We start from the raw sequence: 23,587 nt of genomic DNA, 5'->3' as shown, positions 1-23,587 counted from the left end.
ACCTGACGGGCCATCATCCGCCTGACATCGAACCACCGACTGAAACTGAAACCAAGGTCAGGTCTCGGCCAAATCGCCCAACGCGTCGATCAGGGGCTGGATCTCGCTCTCGTAATTCTTCCATCGCTTGACGGAGGACGTATAGATCGGTTGGCGGACCTGCCAATTGCTATAGGTGTTCACGGAGCCGCTCCGGTCAAAGAAGCGCAGGCAGGCTTCGTCCCAAGGCAAGCCGAGATAGTCTATGAGCCGGCGCGACTGCTCCTCCTGATTTTCAACCAAGGCCTCATACCGGTTTTCGAAGATCCGGCCCGGTCGCGGCGACAATGAATGATGCGCGCATTCGGAAACAGAATGCCGATTAGGCCAAACTGCTCGAAATTGTGAGGCATCTTGTCGACGATCCGAAGCGCCTCGGGAGCACGCTCGCGCAGATAGGAGAGACGCCCGTCGGCCAGCGTCCTGGTCAGTTCGGGCGTCGTCGAGGCGATCCATTTGCCAAGGTCAGGGTTGAGCGATCCTTCAGGCCAAGCCCACCGGCAGTTCGTGCAAGCTTGCTGAGCTCGCCGGCGCCGTGGACACTGGGATGACTGGCGCAAATCTGCTCGCTCAGCGTCGTGCCGGAGCGAGGCATGCCGACGACGAATACGGGCACCTCAGTGGGATTGCCGAAAGCGACCATTGAAGCCACCAACTCCGGTGTGAAGGTCTCGATCGTGGCATCGACCCAGCGACGGTGGGCTTCCAGGTCGAATTTACCAGTTCCGTATTGATTGCCTTGCTTGAAATGATCCATTGCCCCCCGGTAGCGACGAAGGTCGTTGAGCACCTTGCCGGCGGCGTGATGGAGCGCTGGCGCTCCCTCCGATCCATGTTCCGGGTTCTGAAGCTCGGTCAGGATTGCCGCCAGCTCCGGCGGCCCTTCAAGGTATTTGCGTGTGTGCACAAGTGCATTGTACGCGGCCGGCACCGCAATGCGCCGTTCTATCGCCGCCTTCAGATGAACTGCAGCCTCGTCCATGCGGCCGAGGCTTGCAAGCGCGCGGGGGAGCCCCAGGCGGGCTACAGGATGATCCTGGTTGATCCTCAGCGCCTTCTCAAAGAGCGGCAGCGCCAACTCCCCCTGTCAAAAGAATTGTAAGCGTCGCCCAGGGCGCAAATCGCTTCCACCAGACCCGGCTTCAGAGCCAGGGCGTGCTTGATATGCTCGATCGCCGGCGAAAATTCGCTGAGCCGCAAATAGGTTTCACCGAGGGTAAGATGATAATATGGATTTTGCGGTTCCTCGGCGACCGCGCGGGCAAAATAGCCCAGCGCCTTTTCATCATCATAGCCGATCCCGAGCGTTCCCTGGATATAGAGGGCGAGTGGATGGTTCGGCGTCCTTGCCAGCACGCGAAGGCAGAGTTCTTCGGCCTCGGTCAAACGCCCGGCCTCCTGCAACTCGAGCGCCTGCTTCAACATCAGTTCGTCGGCCGAACCGCGCGACGGGCCGGGTTTTGACTGAACGGCCGGCCCCACGGCCCTCGGTGGCGGCGCCTTGGCCGAAGGTCGAGTCTTGAGGTGTTTTGCCCAGGCGGGCGGCAATCGGCTGCTCATGCCGTCTCGCCAGCAAAAGCGGCAGGGAGAATCCAGCGAGACGTCGTCCGCATCGAATTCGGAGGCCAACGGCAGACGTCCGCCGCTGCGTCCACCAGACCCATGCGAGCGGCAAACCTCTCAAGAGCTGACGCCGGATGCCGGTCAAGCCAGCTGATTTCAGCTTGTCGCCCAACTTGCACCCACCCCTCGCGCACGCTAGCAAGAAGACCCTTTCTCAAGCGAGCTTGCGCCATGCTTCGTCGCCCTCCCCTTACGCCGATCATCGGCGCGCTTCCCACCACGGTGCCGTTCGTCGGGCCGGAGGCGCAGGAGCGCGAGCGCGGGCGGCCGTTCCGGGCCCGCATCGGCGCCAATGAAAGCAGCTTCGGGCCTTCGCCGCGCGTCATAGCCCGCATGGAAAGCGTTGCCCGCGACCAGTGGATGTATTGCGATCCCGACAACTACGAATTGAAGGTGGCAGCTGCCGCGCATCACGGCGTGGCCGTCGAAAACGTGGTCGTGGGCGAAGGCATCGACGGCCTGCTCGGCCTGGTGGCGCGCATGTATGTCGGCCCCGGCGATGCGGTAGTCACCTCGCTTGGCGCCTACCCCACCTTCAATTTCCATATCGCCGGCGTCGGCGGCTGCCTGGTGACGGTGCCCTATGCCAATGACAAGGAAGACCTGGACGGCCTTCTCGCCAAGGTCGCGAGCGAAAAGGCGCCGCTGGTCTATCTTTCGAACCCCGACAATCCGATGGGAAGCTGGTGGGAGGCGCCGGATGTCGTGCGCTTCATCGAAGCGCTGCCGGAAACCACCATGCTGGTGCTGGACGAGGCCTATGGCGAGCTGGGACCGGCCTCGGCGCTGCCGGCGATCGATGTCGCACGGCCGAACGTCATCCGCATGCGCACTTTCTCCAAGGCTTACGGCCTGGCCGGCATACGCTGCGGCTACGCGGTGGCGGAGGCGGAGGTGATCCGCGACTTCGAGAAGATCCGCAACCATTACGGCGTCAGCCGCATGGCGCAGGTCGCCGGCCTCGAGGCGCTTGCCGACCAGGACTATCTGCGCTCGGTGGTGGCGCGCGTTGCGGCAGGCCGTGAGCGTATTTCAGCCATTGCCAGGCAGAACGGCCTGAAACCGTTGCCGTCTGCAACCAATTTCGTCACCATCGACTGCGGCCGTGACGGCGCCTTCGCGCTGAAGGTGATGCAGGGCCTCCTGTCGCGCGACGTGTTCATCCGCAAGCCGATGGTGCCGGTGCTGGACCGCTGCATCAGGGTCAGCGTCGGGCTCGACCATGAGCTCGACATCTTCGCCGAGGAGTTGCCGGGCGCGCTGGCGGCGGCGCGGGGGAACTAGGATGTGTTGATATTCAGGTGATGCCAGCCTGCAAATGCTGGTTTTCCGCGCTTCCGGTGCTCACGGACCCGAATGTCCGCTCCGCTCCGGTTCTCGAAAGCCACCATTTTCGGCTTGGCCTGACCTGAATCTCAACACACCCTGGCCCAAGCCCCTGTTGCCTTTGCCCTTTGCTGTGCCAGATTCCGCGAAGTGCAACGCGGAGCACAGGCAATGCAAGGCGAGCATAGAATCGTTCGGGCGCGCGTTTCCGGTACGGTTCAAGGTGTGAGTTACCGCGTCTGGGCGCGCGCAGAAGCGATACGTCTCGGGCTGACGGGTTGGGTGCGCAACGAGCGTGACGGCTCGGTCACCGCACTGATCGCCGGCGCCGATGCCGCTGTCACGGCGATGATCGAACGCCTGTGGCAAGGGCCGCGGGGCGCGCTCGTCTCGAAGGTCGAGATCGAGGAAGCGGCCGAAGAAGCGCCCTTGGATTTCAGGATCATCGTATAGGCCAGGTAGCTTCCTCTGAAGGAGGGGCAATCGCATACGGCTTTGGGAGTTCGGATAGCCGGCATGCCTTGATTGGCGTCATCCTTGGGACAAGCCCGAGGATAACGGCGTTGCGTCGGCCTTCGCCGATAAACTCGTATGCGACAGCCGCACCCTCGAGGGAAAATTGGAAGCTTGAATTAATTGAACGTTCGTTTTATTATTGCTGCCAGAGGCAAACATGGCGCGCACCACAGGTTCCGACGGGGAGAAAACCGAAGCGGCCGTTCGCGAGGCGGCGGTCAGCCTGATCGCGCGCCTCGGCTACGAGGCGATGTCGATGCGGCAGCTGGCGGCCGAGGTCGGCGTGCAGGCGGCAGCGCTCTATCGCTACTTCCCGACCAAGGAAGATCTGCTTTTCACCTTGATGCGAGAGCATATGGAAGGCCTGCTCGAGGCTTGGGAAGCGGCGCGACCGGCGAGCGTCGATCCGGTGGACCGGCTCACCGCCTATGTCGAAAACCACATCGCCTTCCACATCGGGCGGCGTCACGCCACCCATGTCTCCAACATGGAATTGCGCAGCCTTTCGCATGAAAGGCTGACGCAGATCCTCAAAATGCGCACGGCCTATGAGAAGGAACTGCGCACGATCCTGCGCGACGGCGCCGAGGTTGGTGTCTTTCAGGTCGACGACACCGGGCTCACTGCCATGGCGCTGATCCAGATGATGACCGGCGTCATCGTCTGGTTCCGGCCGGGCGAGCGGCTGTCGATCGTCGAAGTCACGGCATCATATCTTTCGATGACAATGCGCCTGGTCGGCGCGACAATCAGCCATGGCACCGCGCGTCCCTCGGGGCGCGCCAGGGACGCCGTGGCACTCTGATACGGCGCGATCTCCGCGAAGACCGGCGCAGGGAGGAACGGCATGTACACGAATACGCTGAACTTCGGACTTGATAGCGACATCGAGGCGCTGCGCGACACCGTGCGGCGCTTCGCCCAGGACAGGATCGCGCCGATCGCGGCCGAGATCGACCGTTGCAACGAATTTCCCGCGCATCTTTGGGGCGAGCTCGGCGCGCTCGGCCTGCTCGGCATCACCGCCGATCCGGACTTCGGCGGCAGCGGCATGGGCTATCTCGCGCATGTCGTCGCGATGGAGGAGATTTCGCGCGCGTCCGCCTCGGTCGGCCTCTCCTACGGCGCGCACTCGAACCTCTGCGTCAACCAGATCAACCGCTGGGCCACGCCGGCGCAGAAGGAGAAGTATCTGCCTGCCCTTTGCTCGGGCGAGACGGTCGGCGCGTTGGCGATGTCGGAACCAGGCGCCGGCTCGGACGTGGTGTCGCTTCGCCTGCGCGCCGAAAAGCGCAACGACCGCTACGTGCTCAACGGCTCGAAAATGTGGATCACCAACGGTCCTGACGCCGGGACGATGGTGGTCTATGCCAAGACCGATCCGGAACGCCATGCGCGCGGCATCACGGCTTTCATCGTCGAGAAGACGATGGCCGGCTTTTCGGTGGCGCAAAAACTCGACAAGCTCGGCATGCGCGGTTCCAACACCGGCGAGCTTGTGTTCGAGGATGTCGAGGTGCCGTTCGAGAACGTGCTGCATGAGGAAGGACGCGGCGTCGAGGTGCTGATGTCGGGGCTCGACTATGAGCGCGCGGTGCTATCCGGAGGCCCGATCGGGCTGATGGCGGCCTGCCTCGACGTCGCTGTGCCCTATGTGCATGAGCGCAAGCAGTTCGGCCAGCCGATCGGCACCTTCCAGCTGGTGCAGGGCAAGCTCGCCGACATGTACTCGACGATGAACGCCGCGCGGGCCTACGTCTATGCGGTTGCGGCCGCCTGCGACCGCGGCGAGACCTCGCGCAAGGACGCCGCCGGCTGTGTGCTGTTCGCCGCCGAGAAAGCGACGCAGATGGCGCTCGACGCCATCCAGCTGCTCGGCGGCAACGGCTACATCAACGACTATCCGACGGGACGGCTCTTACGCGACGCCAAGCTCTACGAGATCGGCGCCGGCACCAGCGAGATCCGCCGCTGGCTGATCGGCCGCGAGATCATGGCGGAGGGGACGTGAGCTTTTAAAATGCCAAGGCTGCCACTGGATCTCAAACGAATTGTGGGCGCGATTGTCACTTCGATTTTGCTCCTGGCATTCGTCGCGACAGCGCATTCCGGCACGCCGTTGTTCAAGGATGCGGATGCGCTGCGAACCGAAGTGATCTCGCGGTTGAAGACTGACAGTCGTGTCAAAGCGGTTGCTCCCGACCCTATCGATCCGGCTCGTCTGCATGTAACGACAGTGCTCTCAGGTAAGGATCAGAATCTCGAGGTCGACGTCACCAATTTGTTGGGTCGCCTTCGCGAACTACCCTCCGAGGATATCGAGTCCGAAATCCAGCGATTCTTGAACGTTCTTGTCTTTGCCGACACCAACACAGGCTTCGACGCTGATCACGTGATAGCGAACATTCGCCCTCGCGAGCATCTCGATGCTTTCAAAGGCGGCGCGGTGCCCGAAAAGGATCCCGTCTACGAGGATCTCGCTGGTGACGTTGTCGTCCTCTACCAGATCGACGATGAAGATTCCCTTCGCAGCGTACCCAAGTCTGATGTCGGAGGACGTTCCCTCGCACAACTTCGCCAACTTGCTCTCGCAAACATCGATAGGCAGATGTCCAAGGTAAAACAGGAGAGAATTCGCGAAGGGATATCCATCTTCAGCGTCGAAGGTGACGAAGCGATCTCGCCCGCCCTTCTCCTGACTGACAAATTCTGGGCCCTGCTCGAACCCCAATTCCCCGAGGGCGTCGTCATAGCCATTCCGCAACGCGACGCGATTATTGTGTTCGACAAGCGTTTGCCGAGGGCGGTGCAGATAGCCCACGTATTGATCGCCAATGTTTTTCGAAGCGAACCCGACCTTCTGTCTGAATGTATCTTCGAGCGGCGAAACGGCACGCTGCAAATCGTGGCAGAGCAATAGGAATCGACCGTGGCCACACTGCAAACTCAAATTTCCCCCTCCTCCGACACCTTTCGCGCCAATGCGGAGCGCATGCGGGCACTGGTCGCCGACATCGCCGAGAAGGCGGCAAGCGTCGAGCGCGGCGGCTCGGACGAAGCCCGCGAACGCCACGTCTCACGCGGCAAGCTGTTGCCGCGCGAGCGGCTGGCGCAACTGCTCGACACCGGCTCCCCCTTCCTTGAGGTCGGGCAGTTCGCGGCATGGTCGATGTATGGCGAGGACATTTCCTCGGCCGGCATCATCACCGGCGTCGGCCGCGTCGAGGGCACCGAAGTTATGGTCGTCGTAAACGACGCCACGGTGAAGGGCGGCACCTATTATCCGCTGACGGTGAAGAAGCATCTCAGGGCGCAGGAGATCGCGCTGCAGAACAACTTGCCTTGCGTCTATCTGGTCGACAGCGGCGGCGCCAACCTGCCCAACCAGGACGAGGTGTTTCCGGACCGCGAGCATTTCGGCCGCATCTTCTACAACCAAGCCAATATGTCGGCCGCCGGCATCCCGCAGATCGCCTGCGTCATGGGTTCCTGCACGGCGGGCGGCGCCTATGTGCCGGCGATGTCGGACGAGACGATCATGGTGCGCGACCAGGCGACGATCTTCCTCGGCGGCCCGCCGCTGGTGAAGGCCGCCACCGGAGAAGATGTCAGCGCCGAGGAGCTCGGCGGCGCCGATGTCCACACCAGGCTCTCAGGGGTCGCCGACCACTATGCGATGGACGACGAGCACGCCTTGGCCATTTGCCGGCGCATCGTCAAGAACCTGAATCGGAACAAGGCTCTAAAGCTCAATCTGCAGAAACCGGTGCCGCCGCTTCATGACCCGAGCGAACTTTACGGCATCGTGCCGACGGATCTGCGCCAGCCTTATGACGTGCGCGAGGTGATTGCCCGGCTCGTTGACGGCTCGGAGTTCGACGAGTTCAAGCAGAATTACGGCGCGACGTTGGTCACCGGCTTTGCCCATCTGCACGGCATGCCGGTCGGCATCATCGGCAACAACGGCGTGCTGTTTTCCGAAAGCGCGCTGAAGGGCGCGCATTTCATCGAGCTCTGTTGCCAGCGCGGCATCCCGCTGATCTTCCTGCAGAACATTACCGGCTTCATGGTCGGGCGCAAATACGAGGCCGGCGGCATCGCCAAGGACGGCGCCAAGCTGGTGATGGCGGTCGCCACCGCAAAGGTGCCGAAGCTCACGGTGATCATCGGCGGCTCGTTCGGCGCCGGCAATTACGGCATGTGCGGCCGCGCCTATTCGCCCCGCTTCCTGTGGATGTGGCCGAACGCGCGCATCTCGGTGATGGGTGGCGAGCAGGCGGCGACGGTGCTTGCCATGGTTAAGCGCGAGGGCATCGAGCGCAAGGGCGGTGAATGGAGCGCCGAGGAGGAGGCGAAGTTCAGGAAGCCGATCCTGATGAAATACGAGCATGAGGGTCACCCGCTCTATTCCTCGGCCAGGCTCTGGGACGACGGCATCATCGATCCGGCCAGGACCCGCGACGTGCTGGCGCTCAGCCTTTCGGCGGCTCTCAATGCCGGAATAGAGGCGACGAAATTCGGCGTGTTCAGGATGTGACGATGAGTGCTCTCGGCGACAGGATCCGTATCCACACCGGCGACATCACCAGGCTCGCGGTCGACGCCATCATCAATGCCGCCAATTCTTCGCTGCTGGGCGGCGGCGGCGTCGACGGCGCCATCCATCGCGCGGCTGGGCCGGAGCTGCTCTCCGAGTGCCGCGCGCTTCACGGCTGCAACACCGGCGACGCCAAGCTGACCAAGGGCTATCGGCTGCCGGCGCGTTACGTCATCCATACGGTCGGTCCAGTCTGGCAAGGCGGCGGCCAGGGCGAAGCCGAGCTGCTCGCCTCCTGCTACCGGCGCTCGCTCGAAATCGCGCTCGGCCATGATTGTCGAACCATCGCTTTCCCTGCGATCTCGACCGGCATCTACGGCTATCCGAAAGACCAGGCGACCGGGATCGCTGTTCGTGCCGTAAGCGCCTTCCTGGGGCAAAATGCGCTGCCGGATACGGTTACTTTCTGCTGCTTCGACGAGCAGACTGCGGAGTTATATCGGCAGGCCGTTGCGGCCATTGGGGAGAGCTGACCTTGAAGCAAAAGGCTCAGTGCAGGCAAATTCAGATGATCAGCTGGAGAGGCTGGCGGGACAGCGCCCCCCTCTGTCCTGCCGGACATCTCCCCCTCTTGGGGGGAGATCGGACGTCACGACGGCTTTCGCCAATCACTATCGTTGAAAAGAGAGCGGCTGCGCCAAAGCTGCCAATCTCCCCCCAAGTGGGGGAGATGTCCGGCAGGACAGAGGGGGGCGCGAAGGTATGCCGTCGTCGCCCGAGACACACCCTGGCTGCGGAGGCTTCATGTTCGGCAAGATCCTAATCGCCAATCGCGGCGAGATCGCCTGTCGTGTCATCCGAACCGCCCGCAGGCTCGGTGTGCGCACCGTCGCCGTCTATTCGGACGCGGATGCCCGCGCGCTCCATGTCGAGATGGCCGACGAGGCCGTGCATATCGGCCCCTCGCCCGTCGGCGAAAGCTATCTGCGCGGCGACAGGATCGTGGCGGCGGCGCTCGCCACCGGCGCCGAGGCCATCCATCCCGGCTACGGCTTCCTGTCGGAAAATCCCGATTTCGTCGATCAGGCGACGGCGGCAGGCCTTGTCTTCATCGGTCCTTCCGCTGCCTCGATCCGCGCCATGGGATTGAAGGACGCCGCCAAGCGGCTGATGGAAAAGGCCGGCGTGCCGGTGGTGCCGGGTTATCACGGCGAAGCACAGGAAATCGTCCTGCTTGCGTCCAAGGCGCGCGAGATCGGCTACCCGGTGCTGATCAAGGCGCGCGCCGGCGGCGGCGGCAAGGGCATGCGGCGCGTCGACCATCCCGACGATTTCTCGGAGGCGCTTTCCAGCGCGCGTCGCGAGGCGAAGGCGGCGTTCGGCGACGATCGCGTGCTGGTGGAAAAATATGTCGATAAGCCGCGTCACATCGAAGTGCAGGTGTTCGGCGACAATTTCGGCAACGCCGTGCATCTTTTCGAACGCGATTGTTCGGCGCAGCGCCGCCACCAGAAGGTGATCGAGGAAGCGCCTGCCCCCGGCATGACGCCGGCGCTGCGCAAGTCGATGACGGAGGCGGCCGTGAAGGCCGCCAAGGCGATCAATTATTCGGGCGCCGGCACGATCGAGTTCATCGTCGACGCCTCTCAGGGGCTCAAGGCCGACCGCTTCTGGTTCATGGAGATGAACACCCGACTGCAGGTCGAGCATCCCGTCACCGAGATGGTCACCGGCGTCGATCTCGTCGAATGGCAGCTTCGCGTCGCGTCCGGCGAAACGCTGCCGAAGATGCAGAATGAGATCGCTTTGTTCGGCCACGCTTTCGAGGCCCGCCTCTATGCCGAGGACGCCGTGAGAGGGTTCCTGCCGGCGACCGGCACGCTGCATCATCTCAAATTCCCCGACGCGGCGCCGGAAGGCGCCGCGATACGCATCGAGACCGGCGTGCGCGCCGGCGATGCAATCTCTCCCTTCTATGATCCGATGATCGCGAAGCTGGTAGCGCACGGCAAGGATCGGGCGTCGGCGCTCGGCACGCTGCGCGAGATGCTGGCGCGGACAGAAGTGGCCGGCTCGACCGTCAACACCGCCTTCCTGGCGGCGCTCGCTGCCGACGCCGATTTCGCTGCCGGCGATCTCGATACCGGACTGATCGGCCGGCACCAGGCGGCGCTCACCGCCATTGCCGCGCCGAGCGACGAGACGATCGCAGCCGCGGCGCTGGCGGCGGCGGATACCGCCGTGCCCGCTTCCGCCGCCGATCCCTGGTCCACGCTTTCCAGCTATGCCCATTTCCACCCGCTCTCGCGCCGCACCCGCTTGCGCTATGGCGAGGAGAACATCCTGGCGCGGGTTTCGGCACGCTCGGACGGCCGCTTCCAGGTGGCGCTGGAGGCGCCGCATGATGCGGTGAACACACATGATTTGAGGACCATGCCGCATGCCGCCCGCTGGCCAGGCCATGTCACCGTCTTCGAGGGCGCGGTCGGCTATACGTTCACAGTCCCCGATCCGCTCGCCAAGGCCGACGAGGCGGGAGCCGCCTCAAGCAGCCTGCGCGCGCCGATGCCGGGGCTGGTCAAGCTGGTGCGCGCCGCGGCGGGCGATGCCGTGATCAAGGGCCAGCCGCTTTTGATCCTCGAAGCGATGAAGATGGAGCACATGATCGCCGCCCCACATGACGGCGTGATCGCCGAGATCGCGGCAGAGGGCGCGCAGGTCAGCGACGGCACGGTGCTGGTGCGGTTTGCGGAGAATGGGCAGGGCTGAGGCGGCTGTTCGAATTGTCTCGTTAACGAGACAAAATAATTAGGTATGGCGGGACAACCTCCCCTGCACGTCAATGCCGCAGCACAAACGGAAATGGCCGGGCTCGTCCCGGCCATTTCCTTGATTCTTGCAGAACCGATTACGGCTTGATCGGCGCGTATTTGCCATCGTGCCACTGGTTGATGTCGTAGCTGGCGTTCTTCAGATCGCCCTTCTCGTCGAAGATGACGTCGCCGACCACGGTGCTGATCGGCTTGCCGTCCTTGAGCGCCTCGGCGACCTTGGCCGGATCGTCGGTGCCGGCGCGCTTGACGCCTTCGGCCACAGCCTGGATCACCGCATAGGAGAACAGCGTGAAGCCCTCGGGCGTGAAGCCGCCGGCCTTGATCTTGGCGACCGCGTCCTTCGCTTCAGGCTTGGCCTGCGGGTCCGACGGGAAGACGAACATGGTGCCTTCACCGGCCGGGCCGGCAACCTGCCAGAATTCCGGCGAAGCGATCGAGTCCGGCATGATCAGCTGGAACTTGACGTTCTGCTCGGCCGCCTGACGCAGGATCAGACCCGCCTCGGGGTGATAGCCGCCGAAATAGACGACGTCGGCCTTCAGTTCCTTCAGCTTGGTGACGAGGGCCGAATAGTCCTTCTCACCGGCATTGATGCCCTCGTAATCGACTTCCTTGAGACCGCCGGCATTCATCGTCGCCTTCACGGCGTCGGCAACGCCCTGGCCGTAGGCGCTCTTGTCGTGCAGGACGACAACGTTCTTGCCGGCGTATTTCTTGGCGATCCAGGGGCCGATGAAGGCGCCCTGCGCGTCGTCACGCGTGTAGAGGCGCATGATGGTCGGCCAGCCGGCCTTGGCGGCGGCGTCGGTCAGCACCGGGTTGGACGAGGCGGGGCTCATCATCAGCGTGCCGGCTTCGGCATAGACGGCCGAGGCCGGAATGCTGGAGCCCGAGCAGGCATGGCCGTCGACGAATTTGACGCCGTTGGCGACGATGCGGTTGGCGACCGAGACCGCCTGCTTCGGATCGCACTGGTCGTCTTCGATGTCGAGCTTGATCTGGGAGCCGTTGACGCCGCCAGCCGCATTGATCGCGTCGGCGGCGGCCTGCGCGCCCTGCTTGAACTGGTCACCGATGGTGGCGAGCTGGCCGGTCATGGGGCCGACCACCGAAATGGTGATGTCGTCGGCGAAGGCAACCGGGGCGCTCATCATCAGGCCAAAAGCGGCCGCGCTCAAAATACCCAATTTTTTCATGACTATAAGAACTCCTCCACTTGCGCGTGCCGATCCGGCCGCGCTTCTTCCACAGAGCCGGGACAATTTCACCCTTCGCCGAAACTGTCGAGAGGACAGTGAGGCCGGCTTTGGTTCATTCCGACGAGGATTTCTTGGGCCACGCGCCTGATTACCAAGCGTAATTCAAAAAGCCGCGCCGACCTTGTTTCGGTCGGTCACGGCTTTTGCAGTCGAGCTCCCCAGACGCCCCCGCGCCTGAAACCCGCTCGCTTCCCTGTTTTTTGCGTGGCTTCGGTTGTCTCAACCCGCCACGTTCTCGTTCTTCTTGACCGGCCGTCTTTTCGCGGCCTTGTCCCGATGAGCTCTGAGCGCTACGCGCTGAGGATCAGTGCATCGTCATCCATTCGCGGGCTTCGCGCAGCGCCGTGGCGATCTCGACTTTCGACATGGTGGCCGACAGTTCCGAGCGCAGCTCGGCGGCGCGGGCCGAGCCCTTGATCGCGGCGATGTTGAACCATTTGTGGGCGGCAACGACATCGGTCTCGCAATCGCGGCCCGTCGCATACATCATGCCCAGTTCGAAAAGAATGTCGGCCTGGGCAGTTGCCCCCATGGCGCCGAAGCCGTCCTCAAGCATTTCAAAGCGTGCCATTTCAATCCCCTGTCTGGCTCCCGAGAGCTGCCTCCTTTTCCCGTGGTATCCCCTCGGGACGAGCCGCTCTTTCGATGCTTTCGAGGATGACGGCTGGCCTTGAATCTGTCGTTAAATGGCTTGCTTAATTTGAGGAAAACAAAGCTAAAACAAGAGGTAAACGCGGAAAACCGTTAAGCATGGGAATCCAGCGTTTCAGCCATTTTGCGCCAAATTCGATGAAAATTGCCGGCGGCGGAATCAAGACTTCGCTAACCACGGAAACCGAAGCGTTTTTCGATCGCGTTTATCTTCAGTCGGCCGCGTGGCGAAAATCCTTGCAACCTTCCGTCGCGGCACCGCTTTCGTTTTGGCGGCGGCTGGATTAGCTTTACCTTTGCGTAAGGGGCAGGAAGGCGGACTGGAGCCCGCCGCAACCCCATAGGGAGGTGGACACGATGTTTCGAAAGCTGACTCTGGCCCTGGCGGCCACCTTGATCATGGCGGGCGCCGCATGCGCTGACCCGATCGAAGGCAACTGGAAGACGCAGGCCGGCGACACCGCGGCGATCGGCGGGAGCGGTTCTTTCTCGATCACGCTCAAGACCGGCAAATACGCCGGCAAGACGATCGGCTCGCTGAAGGCGGCCGGCGACAACAAATATGCCGGCAGCATCACCGACCCGGCAAACGACAAGACCTATTCCGGCAAGGCGACGCTCTCGGGCACCGCGCTCAAGATGAGCGGCTGCGTGCTCGGCGGCCTGATCTGCAAGAGCCAGACCTGGCACAAGCTCTAAGCGCCAAACTCCAGACCATACGAGACGGCCAAGGGGCGTTTCACCGTTTTTGCGGAACGGTGAAACGCCCTATTTCCTTGTCTGACGCAATCCCGGACGGAAAACCGCTCACACCTTTCCTGGAATTGCGTCTTTGTTTGACGCAATCCCGAACGGAAAACCGCTCACAATTTTCCTGGAATTGCTCTACGCGGCCCCGTTTTCTATTGCAGCGACAGCGCTCCGCCGCGCTGTGGCACCGGCACCGTGCAAGACCCTCGTCAATCAATTTGAACCGCAGATGAATACCGGTCTCAGAACCGGTTCAGAGGCCGTCAGGCATTTTCTCCCGCATTGAAGGAGAGAGAAATGCTTGCCCGTCGCTTCACCATCGTTTGCCTGCTGATGAGCCTGTTCGGCATGCTCTTCGCCATCCTGGTGGCGGAGGCCGGTCATTCGGCCCGCCCTTGGGAACGGCCGGTGCCCGCATTGTCGGCCTCGTGAACCAAATCGAGCGCTGAAACGACAGAGCTTAAAATCGACCAAGCTGAAAACCGGGACACCACCGAAATGAACCGCATCGCCGACAATGCAACGAAGATCCTCCGGCTGCTGCCGCGGGCGATGCTTATCCTGATGCTGCTGGCAGCCCCGGTGCTGGCGGTGCCGATGATGCGGGCCGATACAAGCCATAGGATCGAGGCGCCGCCGCACAAGAACACCAGCGTAGGCTTCGTGCTGCTGATCAGCCTGCAGCGCGGGTAGATGTGACGATATTCAGGTGAGGCGTAGGCCGGTTCTCGGAATCCACCTTTCTCGACTCGGCCTGACCTGAATCAGGTCACACCTTGAATTGGAGCGATAACAAAAATCTCCAGCTGGGTTGCGGTTCCTGTCCGCTCACCCCTCCCAAGCGCTCTCCTGAGTCTCTATATTGAGCCATGGAAAAGCGAATCTACCCTCAAGCTATCGACTCGGTCGTCATGCCGGAGCCCTTCGGCAAGCAGGACTTCCACGACGCCAGAAAGGCCGTCGCGGCGCTGCAGGCGCTGTACGACCGCAACACCAAATTCCTGCGCGATTCTTTCTCGGCTCTTGCCGCGGGCGGAGATGAAAGCAAGCGTTACCGGGCCTTCTATCCGCAGATCGGCGTCACCACGACCTCGTTCAGCCAGGTCGACTCGCGCCAGGCCTATGGCCATATGCCGACGCCCGGCCATTTCGCCACCACGATCACGCAGCCGCAACTGTTCGAGAACTATCTCATCGAGCAGCTTCGGCTCATCATGCGCAATCACGGCGTGACGGTGACGGTCTCGGAATCGACGACACCCATCCCGCTGCATTTCGCCTTCCTGGAAGGCACCTATGTCGACGGCGCCGCCGCCGAGCGCATCAAGCGACCGATCCGCGACCTGTTCGACGTGCCCGATCTCGACGGCACCGACGACCAGATCGCCAACGGCACCTTCGAGGTGGCGTTCGGCGAGCCGCGGCCGCTGGCGCCTTTCACCGCGCAGCGCATCGATTATTCGCTGCACCGCATGACACATTACACGGCGACCAGCCCGCAGCACTTCCAGAACTTCGTGCTGTTCACCAATTACCAGTTCTACATCGACGAATTCGTGGCGCGCGCCCGCGAGTTGATGGCCAATGGCGACAGCGGCTATGTCGAGTTCGTCGAACCCGGCAATGTCGTGACCAGGAACGGGGAGACGGTCCCGGAAGGAACGCCGCCGCACCGCCTGCCGCAGATGCCGGCCTACCACCTGAAGAAGCCGGGCCATGGCGGCATCAGCATGGTCAATATCGGCGTCGGCCCGTCCAACGCCAAGACCATCACCGACCATATAGCGGTGCTGAGGCCGCATGCCTGGGTGATGCTTGGCCACTGCGCCGGGCTGCGCAACACGCAGGCGTTGGGCGACTATGTGCTGGCGCATGCCTATGTGCGCGAGGATCATGTGCTCGACGACGACCTGCCGGTCTGGGTGCCGATCCCACCGCTAGCCGAAATCCAGGTGGCGCTGCAAGAGGCGGTCGCCGAAGTGACCGGCCTGTCGGGCTACGACCTCAAGCGCATCATGCGCACCGGCACCGTCGCCACCATCGACAACCGCAACTGGGAGCTGCGCGACCAGCGCGGACCGGTGCAGCGCCTGTCGCAGTCCCGGGCCATCGCGCTCGACATGGAATCGGCCACCATCGCCGCCAACGGCTTCCGCTTCCGCGTGCCTTATGGGACGCTGCTGTGCGTTTCCGACAAGCCGCTGCATGGCGAGCTGAAGCTGCCCGGCATGGCGACCGAGTTCTACAAGCGACAGGTGGCGCAGCATCTGACCATCGGCATCAAGGCGATGGAGAAGCTGGCCGAAATGCCGATGGAGCGGCTGCATTCGCGCAAGCTCAGAAGCTTTTCCGAAACGGCATTCCAATAGCCGCACGCCTGCCAGCGACCGGCGAGGCAATCGGTCGTCTTGCTTGGGCCGCAATTTGGCCGATAACCGGTCCGAACGGAAGACTGGGGTTCGGAGAAAATGACAACGGGCGGTGCGCGCTTGAGCATGATGGCTCAGCTGATAGTCCTGGCGATGATGGCATGCTCGGCTGCGCTCTTGGCCGGGTTCTTCGGCGCGCTGCATCCGGCCTTCGATTCCTTCTCTCATTTCCGCATGCATCTGAGCCTGCTGACGGCCTTGCTCGCGCTGGCCCTGCTGGCCGGTCCCTACCGGCTGCAGGCCGTCGCCGTGCTGGTCTTCGCCATCGCCTGCTTCGTTACGACGACGGGCGCACTGCCCAGATTGTCGGCGCAGCAGGCGGTCGCAAAGCCGGCCGACCGCATCACCTACAGGCTGTTGCAGATGAACCTGCGCTTCAACAACCCGACGCCGAAGAAGGTGCTGTCGCTGATCGGCAGGACCAACCCGGACGTCATCACGCTCGACGAAGTGTCCGGCATGTGGGCGAAGGAGCTCAGCTATATCGCCGGCGCCTACCCCTATCGTATCCTGTGCGACTACCCCAACGGCATTTTCGGCGTCGCGCTGCTCTCGCGCCGTCCCTTCGCCGCCGGCACCGCGCCGCGTTGCGAGCCGCGCGGCGCGATGGCTACCGCCATGATCGATTTCGGCGGCATTCCGGTCAATGTCGCCGCGATCCATCTCAGCTGGCCGTGGCCGAAGGAGCAATCCTGGCAGATCGGCGAACTGGCGCAACCGCTGGCCGCGCTCGGCGAGACCGCCATCATGGCGGGCGACTGCAATGCCGTGCCGTGGAGCGCGGCGGTGCGGCGGGTGGCGCGAATGAGCGGTATGACGCTGATGCCTTCGGCCGGTCCGACCTGGATCCACCGCACGCTGCCTGACTTTCTGCGCCGCTATGCGGGCCTGCCGATCGACCAGGTGTTCAGCAAGGGCGGGGTGACGATCCTGTCATCGGCCCGGCTGGAGGACATCGGCTCCGACCATTTGCCGGTCCTGGTCGAATTCACGCTGCCGACCGACAGCAACGCGCCCGAGGACGAGCACAAATCGGCACTGGCGGCGAACGACGCGCCGGCCAAGCCGCGCAGCTGACGTCCGCTTGGTAGGCGAACGGCTGGAGTTTCAGTTCTTCCCCATCAATGCATTGACCAGTTTCTCGACATGGCCGCCGTCGCGGTGCTCGCGCGCGTCGAAGGCATTCTGCCTGGCCTCGTAGTCGGCATAGATCGTGTCGATGCGATGCCTGGCGTCCCAGCGAAGACCGGTGCAGAACCAGTTATCCGGCCGCTCGAGCCCGGCAAGCGCCGTCTCGGTTGCCCGCATCATCTGCTTGGCGATGCGGCCATGGGTATGCTCATGCTGGCGCACGCCGGCCATGAAACGGTCCCAGCGCTCGCGCAGGACCGGGCCGGATGGGGACGTGAGGCGCGGAAAGGTGTAGGTCAGGTCGATCATGCCGGTGGCCTGACGCAGCCGACAGATGCCGTTGTCCCGTTTCACGTCGAGGTTCCAATGCACGGTATAGCCGGTCTCGGCGATGGCGCGCGTGGCATGGCCGTGCCTCGGCCCGAGGCCATCCATCGCCTCGATCAGTTCAGCCCCGGTCCTGCCGGTGACGTCATAGCTGCGCACATGCACGGTCAGCTTGGTGCCGGCGGAGGCAGGCGCGCAAGAAAGCAGGCCGGCAGCAGCTAAAATCGCCAGGCTGATGCGCCGCATGTCCGCCTCCTCGTTTGAAGGCCAAGCAGACCATACTCGGCGCCCGGCTTCAACGGTCTCTGCCGATAAGGCGCGGCTACCCGACCTTCGCCGGGCCTGTTGGAGCGGCGGTCGAGACGGCCCGGTCGGAGCGGATCACATGCCCTGGTAAACCGGGCCTTCGCCGCCTTGTGGCGGCACCCAGTTGATGTTCCGGTTCGGATCCTTGATGTCGCAGGTCTTGCAGTGCACGCAGTTCTGCGCGTTGATGACGAAGCGCACATCCTTGGCCGACGGGTCAGCTGCGGCGTTGCCGTCCTTGTCCACCCACTCATAGACGCCGGCCGGGCAATAGCGGGTCGAGGGACCGGCAAAGACATCGTGCTCGGAACGCTGCTGCAGCGCCATGTCGCCGACGATCAGGTGCACCGGCTCGTTTTCCTCATGGTTGGTATTCGACAGGAACACCGAGGACAGCCGGTCGAAGGTCAGCACGCCATCCGGCTTCGGATAGGCGATCTTCTGATGCTGGGCGGCGGGTTCGAGCGTCGCATAGTCGGCCTTGCCATGCTTCAGCGTACCGAAAGGCGAGAAGCCGAACAGCGTGTTCAGCCACATGTCGAGACCGCCGATGCCGACGCCGACAATGGTGCCGAAGCGCGACCAGAGCGGCTTGACGTTGCGCACCTTCTTCAGGTCCTTGCCGATATCGGTGCCGCGCCAGGCTTCCTCGTAGGAAGCGAGCTCGTCATTGGCGCGGCCGCCGGCAATCGCCCCGGCCACATGCTCGGCCGCCAGCATGCCGGAGAGCACCGCATTGTGCGAGCCCTTGATGCGCGGCACGTTGACGAAGCCTGCCGCGCAACCCATCAGCACGCCGCCGGGGAAGGAAAGCTTCGGCACCGACTGCCAGCCGCCCTCGGTGATGGCGCGTGCGCCGTAGCCGATGCGCTTGGCCCCCTCGAAGGTGCCGGCGATTGCCGGATGGGTCTTGAACCGCTGGAATTCCTCGAAGGGCGACAGATACGGGTTCTTGTAGTTCAGGTGGACGACGAAGCCGACCGCCACCTGGTTGTCCTCGAGATGGTAGAGGAAGGAGCCGCCGCCGGTCTTCATGTCGAGCGGCCAGCCGAAGGAATGCTGTACGAGACCAGGCTTGTGGTTCTCGGGCTTGACCTGCCACAGCTCCTTGAGGCCGATGCCATATTTGCCGGGCTCGCGGCCTTCGGAAAGCTTGTATTTGGCGATGAGCTGCTTGGCCAAAGAGCCCCGCGCACCTTCGCCGATCAGCACATATTTGCCCATCAGCGCCATGCCGGGCGCGTAGGCCGGGCCATGCGTGCCGTCCTTCTCGACGCCCATGTCGCCGGTGATGACGCCAGTGACGGCGCCGGCCTCGTTGTAGACGAGGCTTGCCGCGGCAAAACCCGGATAGATCTCGACGCCCAGCGCCTCGGCCTTGGTCGCGAGCCAGCGGCAGACATTGCCCAGCGAGACGATGTAATTGCCGTGGTTGTTCATCAGCGGCGGCATCAGGAAGTTCGGCAGGCGGAAGGAACCGGCGGGCCCGAGCACCAGGAAATGGTCGTCCGTCACCGGTGTCTTGAACGGATGGCCCTCCTCTTCGCGCCAGCCGGGCAGCAGCCGGTCGATGCCGATCGGGTCGACGACGGCGCCGGAGAGGATATGGGCGCCAACCTCACCGCCCTTCTCCAGGACGACGACGGAAAGGTCCGGGTTGAGCTGCTTCAGACGGATCGCGGCGGCAAGGCCGGCGGGACCAGCGCCGACGATCACCACGTCGAATTCCATGCTTTCGCGTTCGATATCGCTCATCGACCCCTCTATAGCTTGCCGCATTCTCGCATTGTGCTGGCTCATGCGCTGCATAGCGCATCAATTCGCGACGCGAAACCGGCGCTGACGTGACAATGCCGATTTCGACAAAAAGTCGCGGTTTTCCCTACGAAACAGTCGCCGCGCAGGCCATGGCCAAGCATAGGCCAGCGCCAATTGGATGGAAGGCCAGGCCGCGTCCGCGTGTTTTTAATTGTTCGACGGCTTGGTTATCGGCAATACTTTGCATCATGCGCAGTCCAGAGCCAGCCGGCTTTCCATCGAAGCGCTTACTCTTCACGCCAGGCATGGCCTGGCGCGCGGTTCTTCCGCTCCTCTTTTTGACCCTTCCGGCGGAAGCCGATCCGGTGAAGGTCTGGGCGACCGGCGCTTATTCCTTCTCCGACGAGCTGGGTGGCTTCCGCATCACGGGGGCGTCTGGCATCGGCACCAAGGAAGACCCGTTGGTCATCAGGGAGGAATTGAACACGGCGACGCCGGTAACGCTGACGATCCGCGCGACCAAGCCGATCGAGCCCTTCGGCAAGGCCGGCGAGGTCGCCAACGGCGTGATGTACATGCGCATCGACGTGCTCAACAACAGCGCGCTGCCCTGGGTGGAATTCCAGTTCGAGCTGCAGGAAATCCTCGACCAGCCGAGCGTGTTCGGCGACGGCCTGTCCTTCGACCAGCGCAACAAGACGCCCGACAACATCTGGTCGAGCAATTTCGCCGATTTCGACCGCCGGTTCGAACCCTATGACCGGCTGCTGTTCCGCAACGGCAAGATCGACCCGCTGAAGACGGCGACCTTCGATTTTCTGGTCACCGATTATACGCCGCGCTGGACGTTTTACATCGTGCAGGATCCGCGCATACCCACTGGGTGAAAGCATATCGATATTCAGGTGAATGCCGGCCTGCAAATGGCGGTTTCCTGCGCTTCCGGTGCTCACGTACGAAAAGTACGCTCCGCTCCGGTTCTCGGAAACCACCATTTTCGACTCGGCCTGACCTGAATCTCGACATGCTCCAATACAGGCGAACGTGGCTTAACCTTGCAAATCGGCGCCGCGCGGACAATGGTGGCGCCATGACTGCCGCCTCCCCCAGCACACCTGCCGAGATCGCCGAACTGCTCGCCTTCTATGCCAGCGCCGGCGTCGACGACGCGCTGGAAGACGCGCCGATCAACCGATTTGCCGAAGCGGCGGCGAAGTCGGCCGAACGCAGGCCTGCGCCAGCCGCACCGCCTCGCGACGCAAGACCCGAGAGCCGCCCGGCATCCGGGCAGGTCCCGGAGCGGCCCCAGGCGTCCGTGCCGGCAACGCCATCATCCGGTCTCGACGCGCGCAATATTCCGGACGCTCCAGCGCGCATACCGGCCGCCACCGTCCCCGACGAGGCGCAGGCGCTGCTTGCCCGGCAACTGGCCGCAAGCGCCTCGACGCTCGAGGAACTGCGCCAGCACATGGCCGGCTTCGACGGCTGCAATCTCAAATTCACGGCCAAGAACCTGGTCTTCGCCGACGGCAATCCGAACGCCGACCTGATGCTGGTCGGCGAAGCGCCGGGCAGAGACGAGGATCTTGAAGGCCTGCCCTTTGTCGGCCGCTCCGGCCGGCTGCTCGACCGCATGCTGGCCGCGATCGGCCTCGACCGCAACTCGGCCTATATCGCCAACGTCATTCCGTGGCGGCCGCCGGGCAACCGCACGCCGACGCCGCACGAGACCGAGATCTGCCGGCCCTTCATCGAAAGGCAGATCGAACTGGTCAATCCCAAGGTGCTGATCAATCTCGGCGGCCCATCGGCCAAGACGCTGCTTAACACGACCGAGGGCATCCTGCGGCTGCGCGGCAACTGGCGGGTGCACACGACCGCATCGGGCATAGCCATTCCAGCGATGCCCACGCTGCACCCGGCCTATCTGCTCAGGACGCCGGCGCACAAGAAGCTGGCATGGCGGGATTTTCTCGAGGTCAAGGCGAAGTTGAAGGGGCTGGCGTGAGCACTTTTTCCTTCTCCCCTTGTGGGAGAAGGTGCCCGAAGGGCGGATGAGGGGTGCTCCAGGGAATGCCAGCGTCTCAGTCCGCTGGAACACCCCTCATCCGTCTCGGCGCTGCGCGCCGATCCACCTTCTCCCACAAGGGGAGAAGGTGGAGCTATGACCTCCCAGGTAATTGAACTGCCTCCCTCGCCGCCCTACTCCTCTCCCATGACCACATCCGAACCTTCCGCCGGCAGCCTGATCCGCGAATGGCGCACGCGGCGGCGCATGAGCCAACTCGACCTCGCCATGGAGGCCGATATCTCGCAGCGGCATCTCTCCTTCGTCGAAAGCGGCCGGGCCCAGCCGTCGCGCGACATGGTTCTGCATCTGGCCGAGCAGCTGTCGATTCCACTGCGCCAACGCAATCAACTGTTGCTTGCCGCCGGCTTCGCGCCGAGCTTCAGCGAAAAGCCGCTGACCGATGCGACGCTGGCGCCGGCGCTTGCCGCCGTCGAGACCGTGCTCAAGGGCCACGAGCCCTTTCGGGCACTGGCGGTGGACCGGCACTGGAACCTTATTTCCGCCAATGGCGCGATCGCCCCGTTCCTTGCCGATATTTCCGAGCCGTCCCTGCTTACGCCGCCGGTCAATGTGCTGAGGCTCAGCCTGCACCCGGACGGCGTGGCACCGCGCATCGTCAATCTGGCGGAGTGGCGCGCGCATCTGCTGGAGCGGCTCAAGCACCAGAACGACGCCACCGGCGACCCGGTGCTGATTGAGCTGGAGCGAGAGTTGCGCGCCTATCCGTCGGGCCTGAGAAGCAGCCGGCCCGCACCCGTCGAGCCGAGCGGCATCGTCCATCCGCTACGGCTCGCGCATGGCGATGCCGTGCTGTCCTTCATCAGCACGATCACCGTGTTCGGCACGCCGCTCGACGTCACACTGTCGGAGCTGGCGATCGAGTCCTTCTTCCCTGCGGATGAGCAGACCCGGGCGGTGCTGGTGCGGCTGGCGAAGGAGCGGGGTGCGGACTAAACCGGTAATGCTGACGGGACAGCACTCGCTTCTGTCCTGCCGGCAAGAGGGGGGTGTGAAGGAACTCGGCGCATGAGATTCACGCAACGGAACTACCCCTGCGGCGGCGCGGCCGTCCTGGTGCGCGTGCGCTCCAGGCCGAGCTGCCGCTCGCGCCAGATGATGAAAATGCCGGCGGCGACCACGATCACGCCGCCGATTAGCGTGTTGAGCGAGGTGACGTCGCCGAAGACGAAATAACCGACGACGACACCGAGGATCATCGAGGTGTATTCGAACGGCGCCACGACCGAGGCTTCGGCGTGGCGGTAGGCCGCCGTCATCAGGATCTGGCCGAGCCCGCCGCAGAAGCCCGCGAAGACGAGAAGCGCGGCCTGCATCGGCGTCAGGGCCTGCCAGCCGAAGGGCAGCGTCAAGAGCGACAACACCGAAGCCGTCGAGGAGAACCACAGCACAATGGTCGCCGTCTTCTCCGTCTGTACGAGATTGCGCACCAGAAGCATGGCGACCGCCGAAATCGCGGCGGCGATCAGCGCGGCCATGACGCCCAGCAGCTCCTGGTCGTCGAGGCTTTCACCGGAATTGAGCAGCGTCAGCTCGGGCCAGGAGATGATCAGCACGCCGGCAAGACCGACCGCAACCGCGCTCCAGCGGTAGACGCGGATCGTCTCGCCCAGGAAGACAGAGGAGAACACCACGACCAGCAGCGGCTGGGCGTAGTTTAGCGTGATGGCCTCCGGCAGCGGCAGCCTGGTCAGCGCGAAGAAGCCGAGCCCCATGGCACCGACGCCGACGACGCCACGCGCGATATGGTTGAACGGCCGCCTGGTCGTGAACGCGGTGGCGAGCTCACCCTTGAAGGCCAGGAAAGCGACGATCGGGAAGATGGCGAAGAAGGAGCGGAAGAAGACGATCTGTCCGGCGGGCACGTCGCCGGCCGCCTTGATGCAGGTCTGCATGCCAACGAAGACCGTCACCGAGACGATCTTCAGCGTAATGCCGCGCAGCGTGTTGTGGCCGACGGCATGATCGACGGTCATCTTGCCTCGTATTGATGGTCGGGAAACGAAGCCGCG

Annotated in this window: 23 protein-coding genes and 1 pseudogene; 17 read left to right on the top strand and 7 right to left on the bottom strand. The window is 63.5% G+C overall.

Annotated features, from left to right (window positions below; all coding sequences use genetic code 11):
- Nucleotides 1-57 precede the first annotated feature (57 nt).
- Nucleotides 58-1,117 (bottom strand): annotated as a pseudogene (locus tag CK219_RS32720) (sulfotransferase).
- On the bottom strand, nt 1,087-1,668 hold the full coding sequence (locus tag CK219_RS32125) for a tetratricopeptide repeat protein (protein WP_245340456.1): 582 nt from the start codon (nt 1,666-1,668) through the stop codon (nt 1,087-1,089). The pseudogene CK219_RS32720 and the gene CK219_RS32125 overlap by 31 nt, the downstream one beginning before the upstream one ends.
- A 165-nt stretch (nt 1,669-1,833) precedes the next feature.
- Here CK219_RS32125 and CK219_RS11690 point away from each other — a divergent pair, with 165 nt between their 5' ends.
- From CK219_RS11690 to CK219_RS11650, 8 genes are all read left to right on the top strand, one after another.
- Entirely contained in the window at nt 1,834-2,946 is a 1,113-nt protein-coding gene (locus tag CK219_RS11690) for a pyridoxal phosphate-dependent aminotransferase (RefSeq protein WP_095766918.1), read from the top strand.
- 213 nt (nt 2,947-3,159) lie between these two features.
- Nucleotides 3,160-3,441, top strand: a complete 282-nt coding sequence (locus tag CK219_RS11685) for an acylphosphatase (RefSeq protein WP_095766917.1) — start codon at nt 3,160-3,162, stop codon at nt 3,439-3,441.
- 220 nt (nt 3,442-3,661) lie between these two features.
- A complete protein-coding gene (locus CK219_RS11680) occupies nt 3,662-4,309 on the top strand; it encodes a TetR/AcrR family transcriptional regulator (RefSeq protein ID WP_095766916.1) in 648 nt (215 codons plus the stop codon).
- A gap of 42 nt (nt 4,310-4,351) precedes the next feature.
- A complete protein-coding gene (locus CK219_RS11675; protein WP_095766915.1) occupies nt 4,352-5,515 on the top strand; it encodes an isovaleryl-CoA dehydrogenase in 1,164 nt (387 codons plus the stop codon).
- A 9-nt stretch (nt 5,516-5,524) separates the two neighbouring features.
- Nucleotides 5,525-6,424, top strand: coding sequence for a hypothetical protein (locus tag CK219_RS11670; protein ID WP_095766914.1), 900 nt, complete (start codon nt 5,525-5,527; stop codon nt 6,422-6,424).
- A 9-nt stretch (nt 6,425-6,433) separates the two neighbouring features.
- On the top strand, nt 6,434-8,041 hold the full coding sequence (locus tag CK219_RS11665; protein WP_095766913.1) for a carboxyl transferase domain-containing protein: 1,608 nt from the start codon (nt 6,434-6,436) through the stop codon (nt 8,039-8,041).
- Nucleotides 8,042-8,043: 2 nt separating this feature from the next.
- Nucleotides 8,044-8,574, top strand: coding sequence for an O-acetyl-ADP-ribose deacetylase (locus CK219_RS11660; protein WP_095766912.1), 531 nt, complete (start codon nt 8,044-8,046; stop codon nt 8,572-8,574).
- Nucleotides 8,575-8,845: 271 nt separating this feature from the next.
- Nucleotides 8,846-10,810, top strand: coding sequence for an acetyl/propionyl/methylcrotonyl-CoA carboxylase subunit alpha (locus CK219_RS11650; protein WP_095766911.1), 1,965 nt, complete (start codon nt 8,846-8,848; stop codon nt 10,808-10,810).
- 139 nt (nt 10,811-10,949) lie between these two features.
- Here the strand turns inward: CK219_RS11650 and CK219_RS11645 are convergent, their stop codons facing one another.
- Nucleotides 10,950-12,071 (bottom strand): ABC transporter substrate-binding protein, encoded by a 1,122-nt coding sequence (locus CK219_RS11645; RefSeq protein WP_095766910.1) that lies wholly within the window; start codon nt 12,069-12,071, stop codon nt 10,950-10,952.
- A 367-nt stretch (nt 12,072-12,438) separates the two neighbouring features.
- Nucleotides 12,439-12,705 (bottom strand): sel1 repeat family protein, encoded by a 267-nt coding sequence (locus tag CK219_RS11640; protein WP_027164869.1) that lies wholly within the window; start codon nt 12,703-12,705, stop codon nt 12,439-12,441.
- Nucleotides 12,706-12,884: 179 nt separating this feature from the next.
- Here CK219_RS11640 and CK219_RS31130 point away from each other — a divergent pair, with 179 nt between their 5' ends.
- The 6 genes from CK219_RS31130 (at nt 12,885) to CK219_RS11620 (ending at nt 17,041) form a co-directional block, all read left to right on the top strand.
- Nucleotides 12,885-13,073 (top strand): hypothetical protein, encoded by a 189-nt coding sequence (locus CK219_RS31130; RefSeq protein WP_141245326.1) that lies wholly within the window; start codon nt 12,885-12,887, stop codon nt 13,071-13,073.
- A 69-nt stretch (nt 13,074-13,142) separates the two neighbouring features.
- Nucleotides 13,143-13,484, top strand: a complete 342-nt coding sequence (locus tag CK219_RS11635) for a DUF2147 domain-containing protein (protein ID WP_095766909.1) — start codon at nt 13,143-13,145, stop codon at nt 13,482-13,484.
- A 348-nt stretch (nt 13,485-13,832) separates the two neighbouring features.
- Nucleotides 13,833-13,967: a hypothetical protein gene (locus tag CK219_RS32575; protein WP_263481629.1), complete on the top strand. Its 135-nt coding sequence runs from the start codon at nt 13,833-13,835 to the stop codon at nt 13,965-13,967.
- A gap of 66 nt (nt 13,968-14,033) precedes the next feature.
- Entirely contained in the window at nt 14,034-14,228 is a 195-nt protein-coding gene (locus CK219_RS11630; RefSeq protein ID WP_095766908.1) for a hypothetical protein, read from the top strand.
- A 218-nt stretch (nt 14,229-14,446) separates the two neighbouring features.
- Complete coding sequence (locus CK219_RS11625) at nt 14,447-15,904, top strand: AMP nucleosidase (protein ID WP_224606368.1); 1,458 nt, start codon at nt 14,447-14,449, stop codon at nt 15,902-15,904.
- Nucleotides 15,905-16,030: 126 nt separating this feature from the next.
- Nucleotides 16,031-17,041 carry an endonuclease/exonuclease/phosphatase family protein gene (locus CK219_RS11620; protein WP_095766906.1) on the top strand — a complete coding sequence of 337 codons (1,011 nt, stop codon included), beginning with the start codon at nt 16,031-16,033 and terminating at the stop codon, nt 17,039-17,041.
- 30 nt (nt 17,042-17,071) lie between these two features.
- Here CK219_RS11620 and CK219_RS11615 read toward each other — a convergent pair whose 3' ends face one another.
- The gene (locus tag CK219_RS11615; RefSeq protein ID WP_095766905.1) at nt 17,072-17,668 is read right to left on the bottom strand and encodes a DUF922 domain-containing protein; all 597 of its coding nucleotides are present in this window, start codon (nt 17,666-17,668) and stop codon (nt 17,072-17,074) included.
- Between the two features lie 135 nt (nt 17,669-17,803).
- Entirely contained in the window at nt 17,804-19,507 is a 1,704-nt protein-coding gene (locus tag CK219_RS11610) for an electron transfer flavoprotein-ubiquinone oxidoreductase (RefSeq protein ID WP_280950887.1), read from the bottom strand.
- Nucleotides 19,508-19,734: 227 nt separating this feature from the next.
- Between CK219_RS11610 and CK219_RS11605 the strand changes: the two genes are divergently transcribed.
- From CK219_RS11605 to CK219_RS11595, 3 genes are all read left to right on the top strand, one after another.
- Nucleotides 19,735-20,373 (top strand): hypothetical protein, encoded by a 639-nt coding sequence (locus CK219_RS11605; RefSeq protein ID WP_095766903.1) that lies wholly within the window; start codon nt 19,735-19,737, stop codon nt 20,371-20,373.
- A 203-nt stretch (nt 20,374-20,576) separates the two neighbouring features.
- Nucleotides 20,577-21,494: a uracil-DNA glycosylase gene (locus CK219_RS11600; RefSeq protein WP_095766902.1), complete on the top strand. Its 918-nt coding sequence runs from the start codon at nt 20,577-20,579 to the stop codon at nt 21,492-21,494.
- A 207-nt stretch (nt 21,495-21,701) separates the two neighbouring features.
- Nucleotides 21,702-22,511 carry a helix-turn-helix transcriptional regulator gene (locus CK219_RS11595; protein WP_095766901.1) on the top strand — a complete coding sequence of 270 codons (810 nt, stop codon included), beginning with the start codon at nt 21,702-21,704 and terminating at the stop codon, nt 22,509-22,511.
- Nucleotides 22,512-22,603: 92 nt separating this feature from the next.
- On the opposite strand, the gene CK219_RS11590 is transcribed toward CK219_RS11595, so the two are convergent.
- Complete coding sequence (locus tag CK219_RS11590; protein ID WP_095766900.1) at nt 22,604-23,551, bottom strand: DMT family transporter; 948 nt, start codon at nt 23,549-23,551, stop codon at nt 22,604-22,606.
- Between the last annotated feature and the right edge of the window lie 36 nt (nt 23,552-23,587).

The organism is Mesorhizobium sp. WSM4313 (assembly GCF_002294725.1).
Lineage (GTDB): Bacteria > Pseudomonadota > Alphaproteobacteria > Rhizobiales > Rhizobiaceae > Mesorhizobium.
The sequence above is the reverse complement of the archived record's forward strand: the minus strand, read 5'-3'. Positions and strand labels throughout refer to the sequence as shown.

What these genes read in the sequence shown, in the direction of transcription:
- CK219_RS11680 (WP_095766916.1), top strand. Translation starts at nt 3,662, where the DNA reads ATGGCGCGCACCACAGGTTCCGACGGGGAGAAAACCGAAGCGGCCGTT.
- CK219_RS11685 (WP_095766917.1), top strand. Translation starts at nt 3,160, where the DNA reads ATGCAAGGCGAGCATAGAATCGTTCGGGCGCGCGTTTCCGGTACGGTT.
- CK219_RS32575 (WP_263481629.1), top strand. Translation starts at nt 13,833, where the DNA reads ATGCTTGCCCGTCGCTTCACCATCGTTTGCCTGCTGATGAGCCTGTTC.
- CK219_RS11670 (WP_095766914.1), top strand. Translation starts at nt 5,525, where the DNA reads ATGCCAAGGCTGCCACTGGATCTCAAACGAATTGTGGGCGCGATTGTC.
- CK219_RS11600 (WP_095766902.1), top strand. Translation starts at nt 20,577, where the DNA reads ATGACTGCCGCCTCCCCCAGCACACCTGCCGAGATCGCCGAACTGCTC.
- CK219_RS11640 (WP_027164869.1), bottom strand. Translation starts at nt 12,705, where the DNA reads ATGGCACGCTTTGAAATGCTTGAGGACGGCTTCGGCGCCATGGGGGCA.
- CK219_RS11605 (WP_095766903.1), top strand. Translation starts at nt 19,735, where the DNA reads ATGCGCAGTCCAGAGCCAGCCGGCTTTCCATCGAAGCGCTTACTCTTC.
- CK219_RS11610 (WP_280950887.1), bottom strand. Translation starts at nt 19,507, where the DNA reads ATGCGGCAAGCTATAGAGGGGTCGATGAGCGATATCGAACGCGAAAGC.
- CK219_RS11645 (WP_095766910.1), bottom strand. Translation starts at nt 12,071, where the DNA reads ATGAAAAAATTGGGTATTTTGAGCGCGGCCGCTTTTGGCCTGATGATG.
- CK219_RS11615 (WP_095766905.1), bottom strand. Translation starts at nt 17,668, where the DNA reads ATGCGGCGCATCAGCCTGGCGATTTTAGCTGCTGCCGGCCTGCTTTCT.
- CK219_RS11590 (WP_095766900.1), bottom strand. Translation starts at nt 23,551, where the DNA reads ATGACCGTCGATCATGCCGTCGGCCACAACACGCTGCGCGGCATTACG.
- CK219_RS31130 (WP_141245326.1), top strand. Translation starts at nt 12,885, where the DNA reads ATGGGAATCCAGCGTTTCAGCCATTTTGCGCCAAATTCGATGAAAATT.
- CK219_RS11650 (WP_095766911.1), top strand. Translation starts at nt 8,846, where the DNA reads ATGTTCGGCAAGATCCTAATCGCCAATCGCGGCGAGATCGCCTGTCGT.
- CK219_RS11625 (WP_224606368.1), top strand. Translation starts at nt 14,447, where the DNA reads ATGCCGGAGCCCTTCGGCAAGCAGGACTTCCACGACGCCAGAAAGGCC.
- CK219_RS11690 (WP_095766918.1), top strand. Translation starts at nt 1,834, where the DNA reads ATGCTTCGTCGCCCTCCCCTTACGCCGATCATCGGCGCGCTTCCCACC.
- CK219_RS11675 (WP_095766915.1), top strand. Translation starts at nt 4,352, where the DNA reads ATGTACACGAATACGCTGAACTTCGGACTTGATAGCGACATCGAGGCG.
- CK219_RS11620 (WP_095766906.1), top strand. Translation starts at nt 16,031, where the DNA reads ATGATGGCTCAGCTGATAGTCCTGGCGATGATGGCATGCTCGGCTGCG.
- CK219_RS11595 (WP_095766901.1), top strand. Translation starts at nt 21,702, where the DNA reads ATGACCACATCCGAACCTTCCGCCGGCAGCCTGATCCGCGAATGGCGC.
- CK219_RS11660 (WP_095766912.1), top strand. Translation starts at nt 8,044, where the DNA reads ATGAGTGCTCTCGGCGACAGGATCCGTATCCACACCGGCGACATCACC.
- CK219_RS11635 (WP_095766909.1), top strand. Translation starts at nt 13,143, where the DNA reads ATGTTTCGAAAGCTGACTCTGGCCCTGGCGGCCACCTTGATCATGGCG.
- CK219_RS11630 (WP_095766908.1), top strand. Translation starts at nt 14,034, where the DNA reads ATGAACCGCATCGCCGACAATGCAACGAAGATCCTCCGGCTGCTGCCG.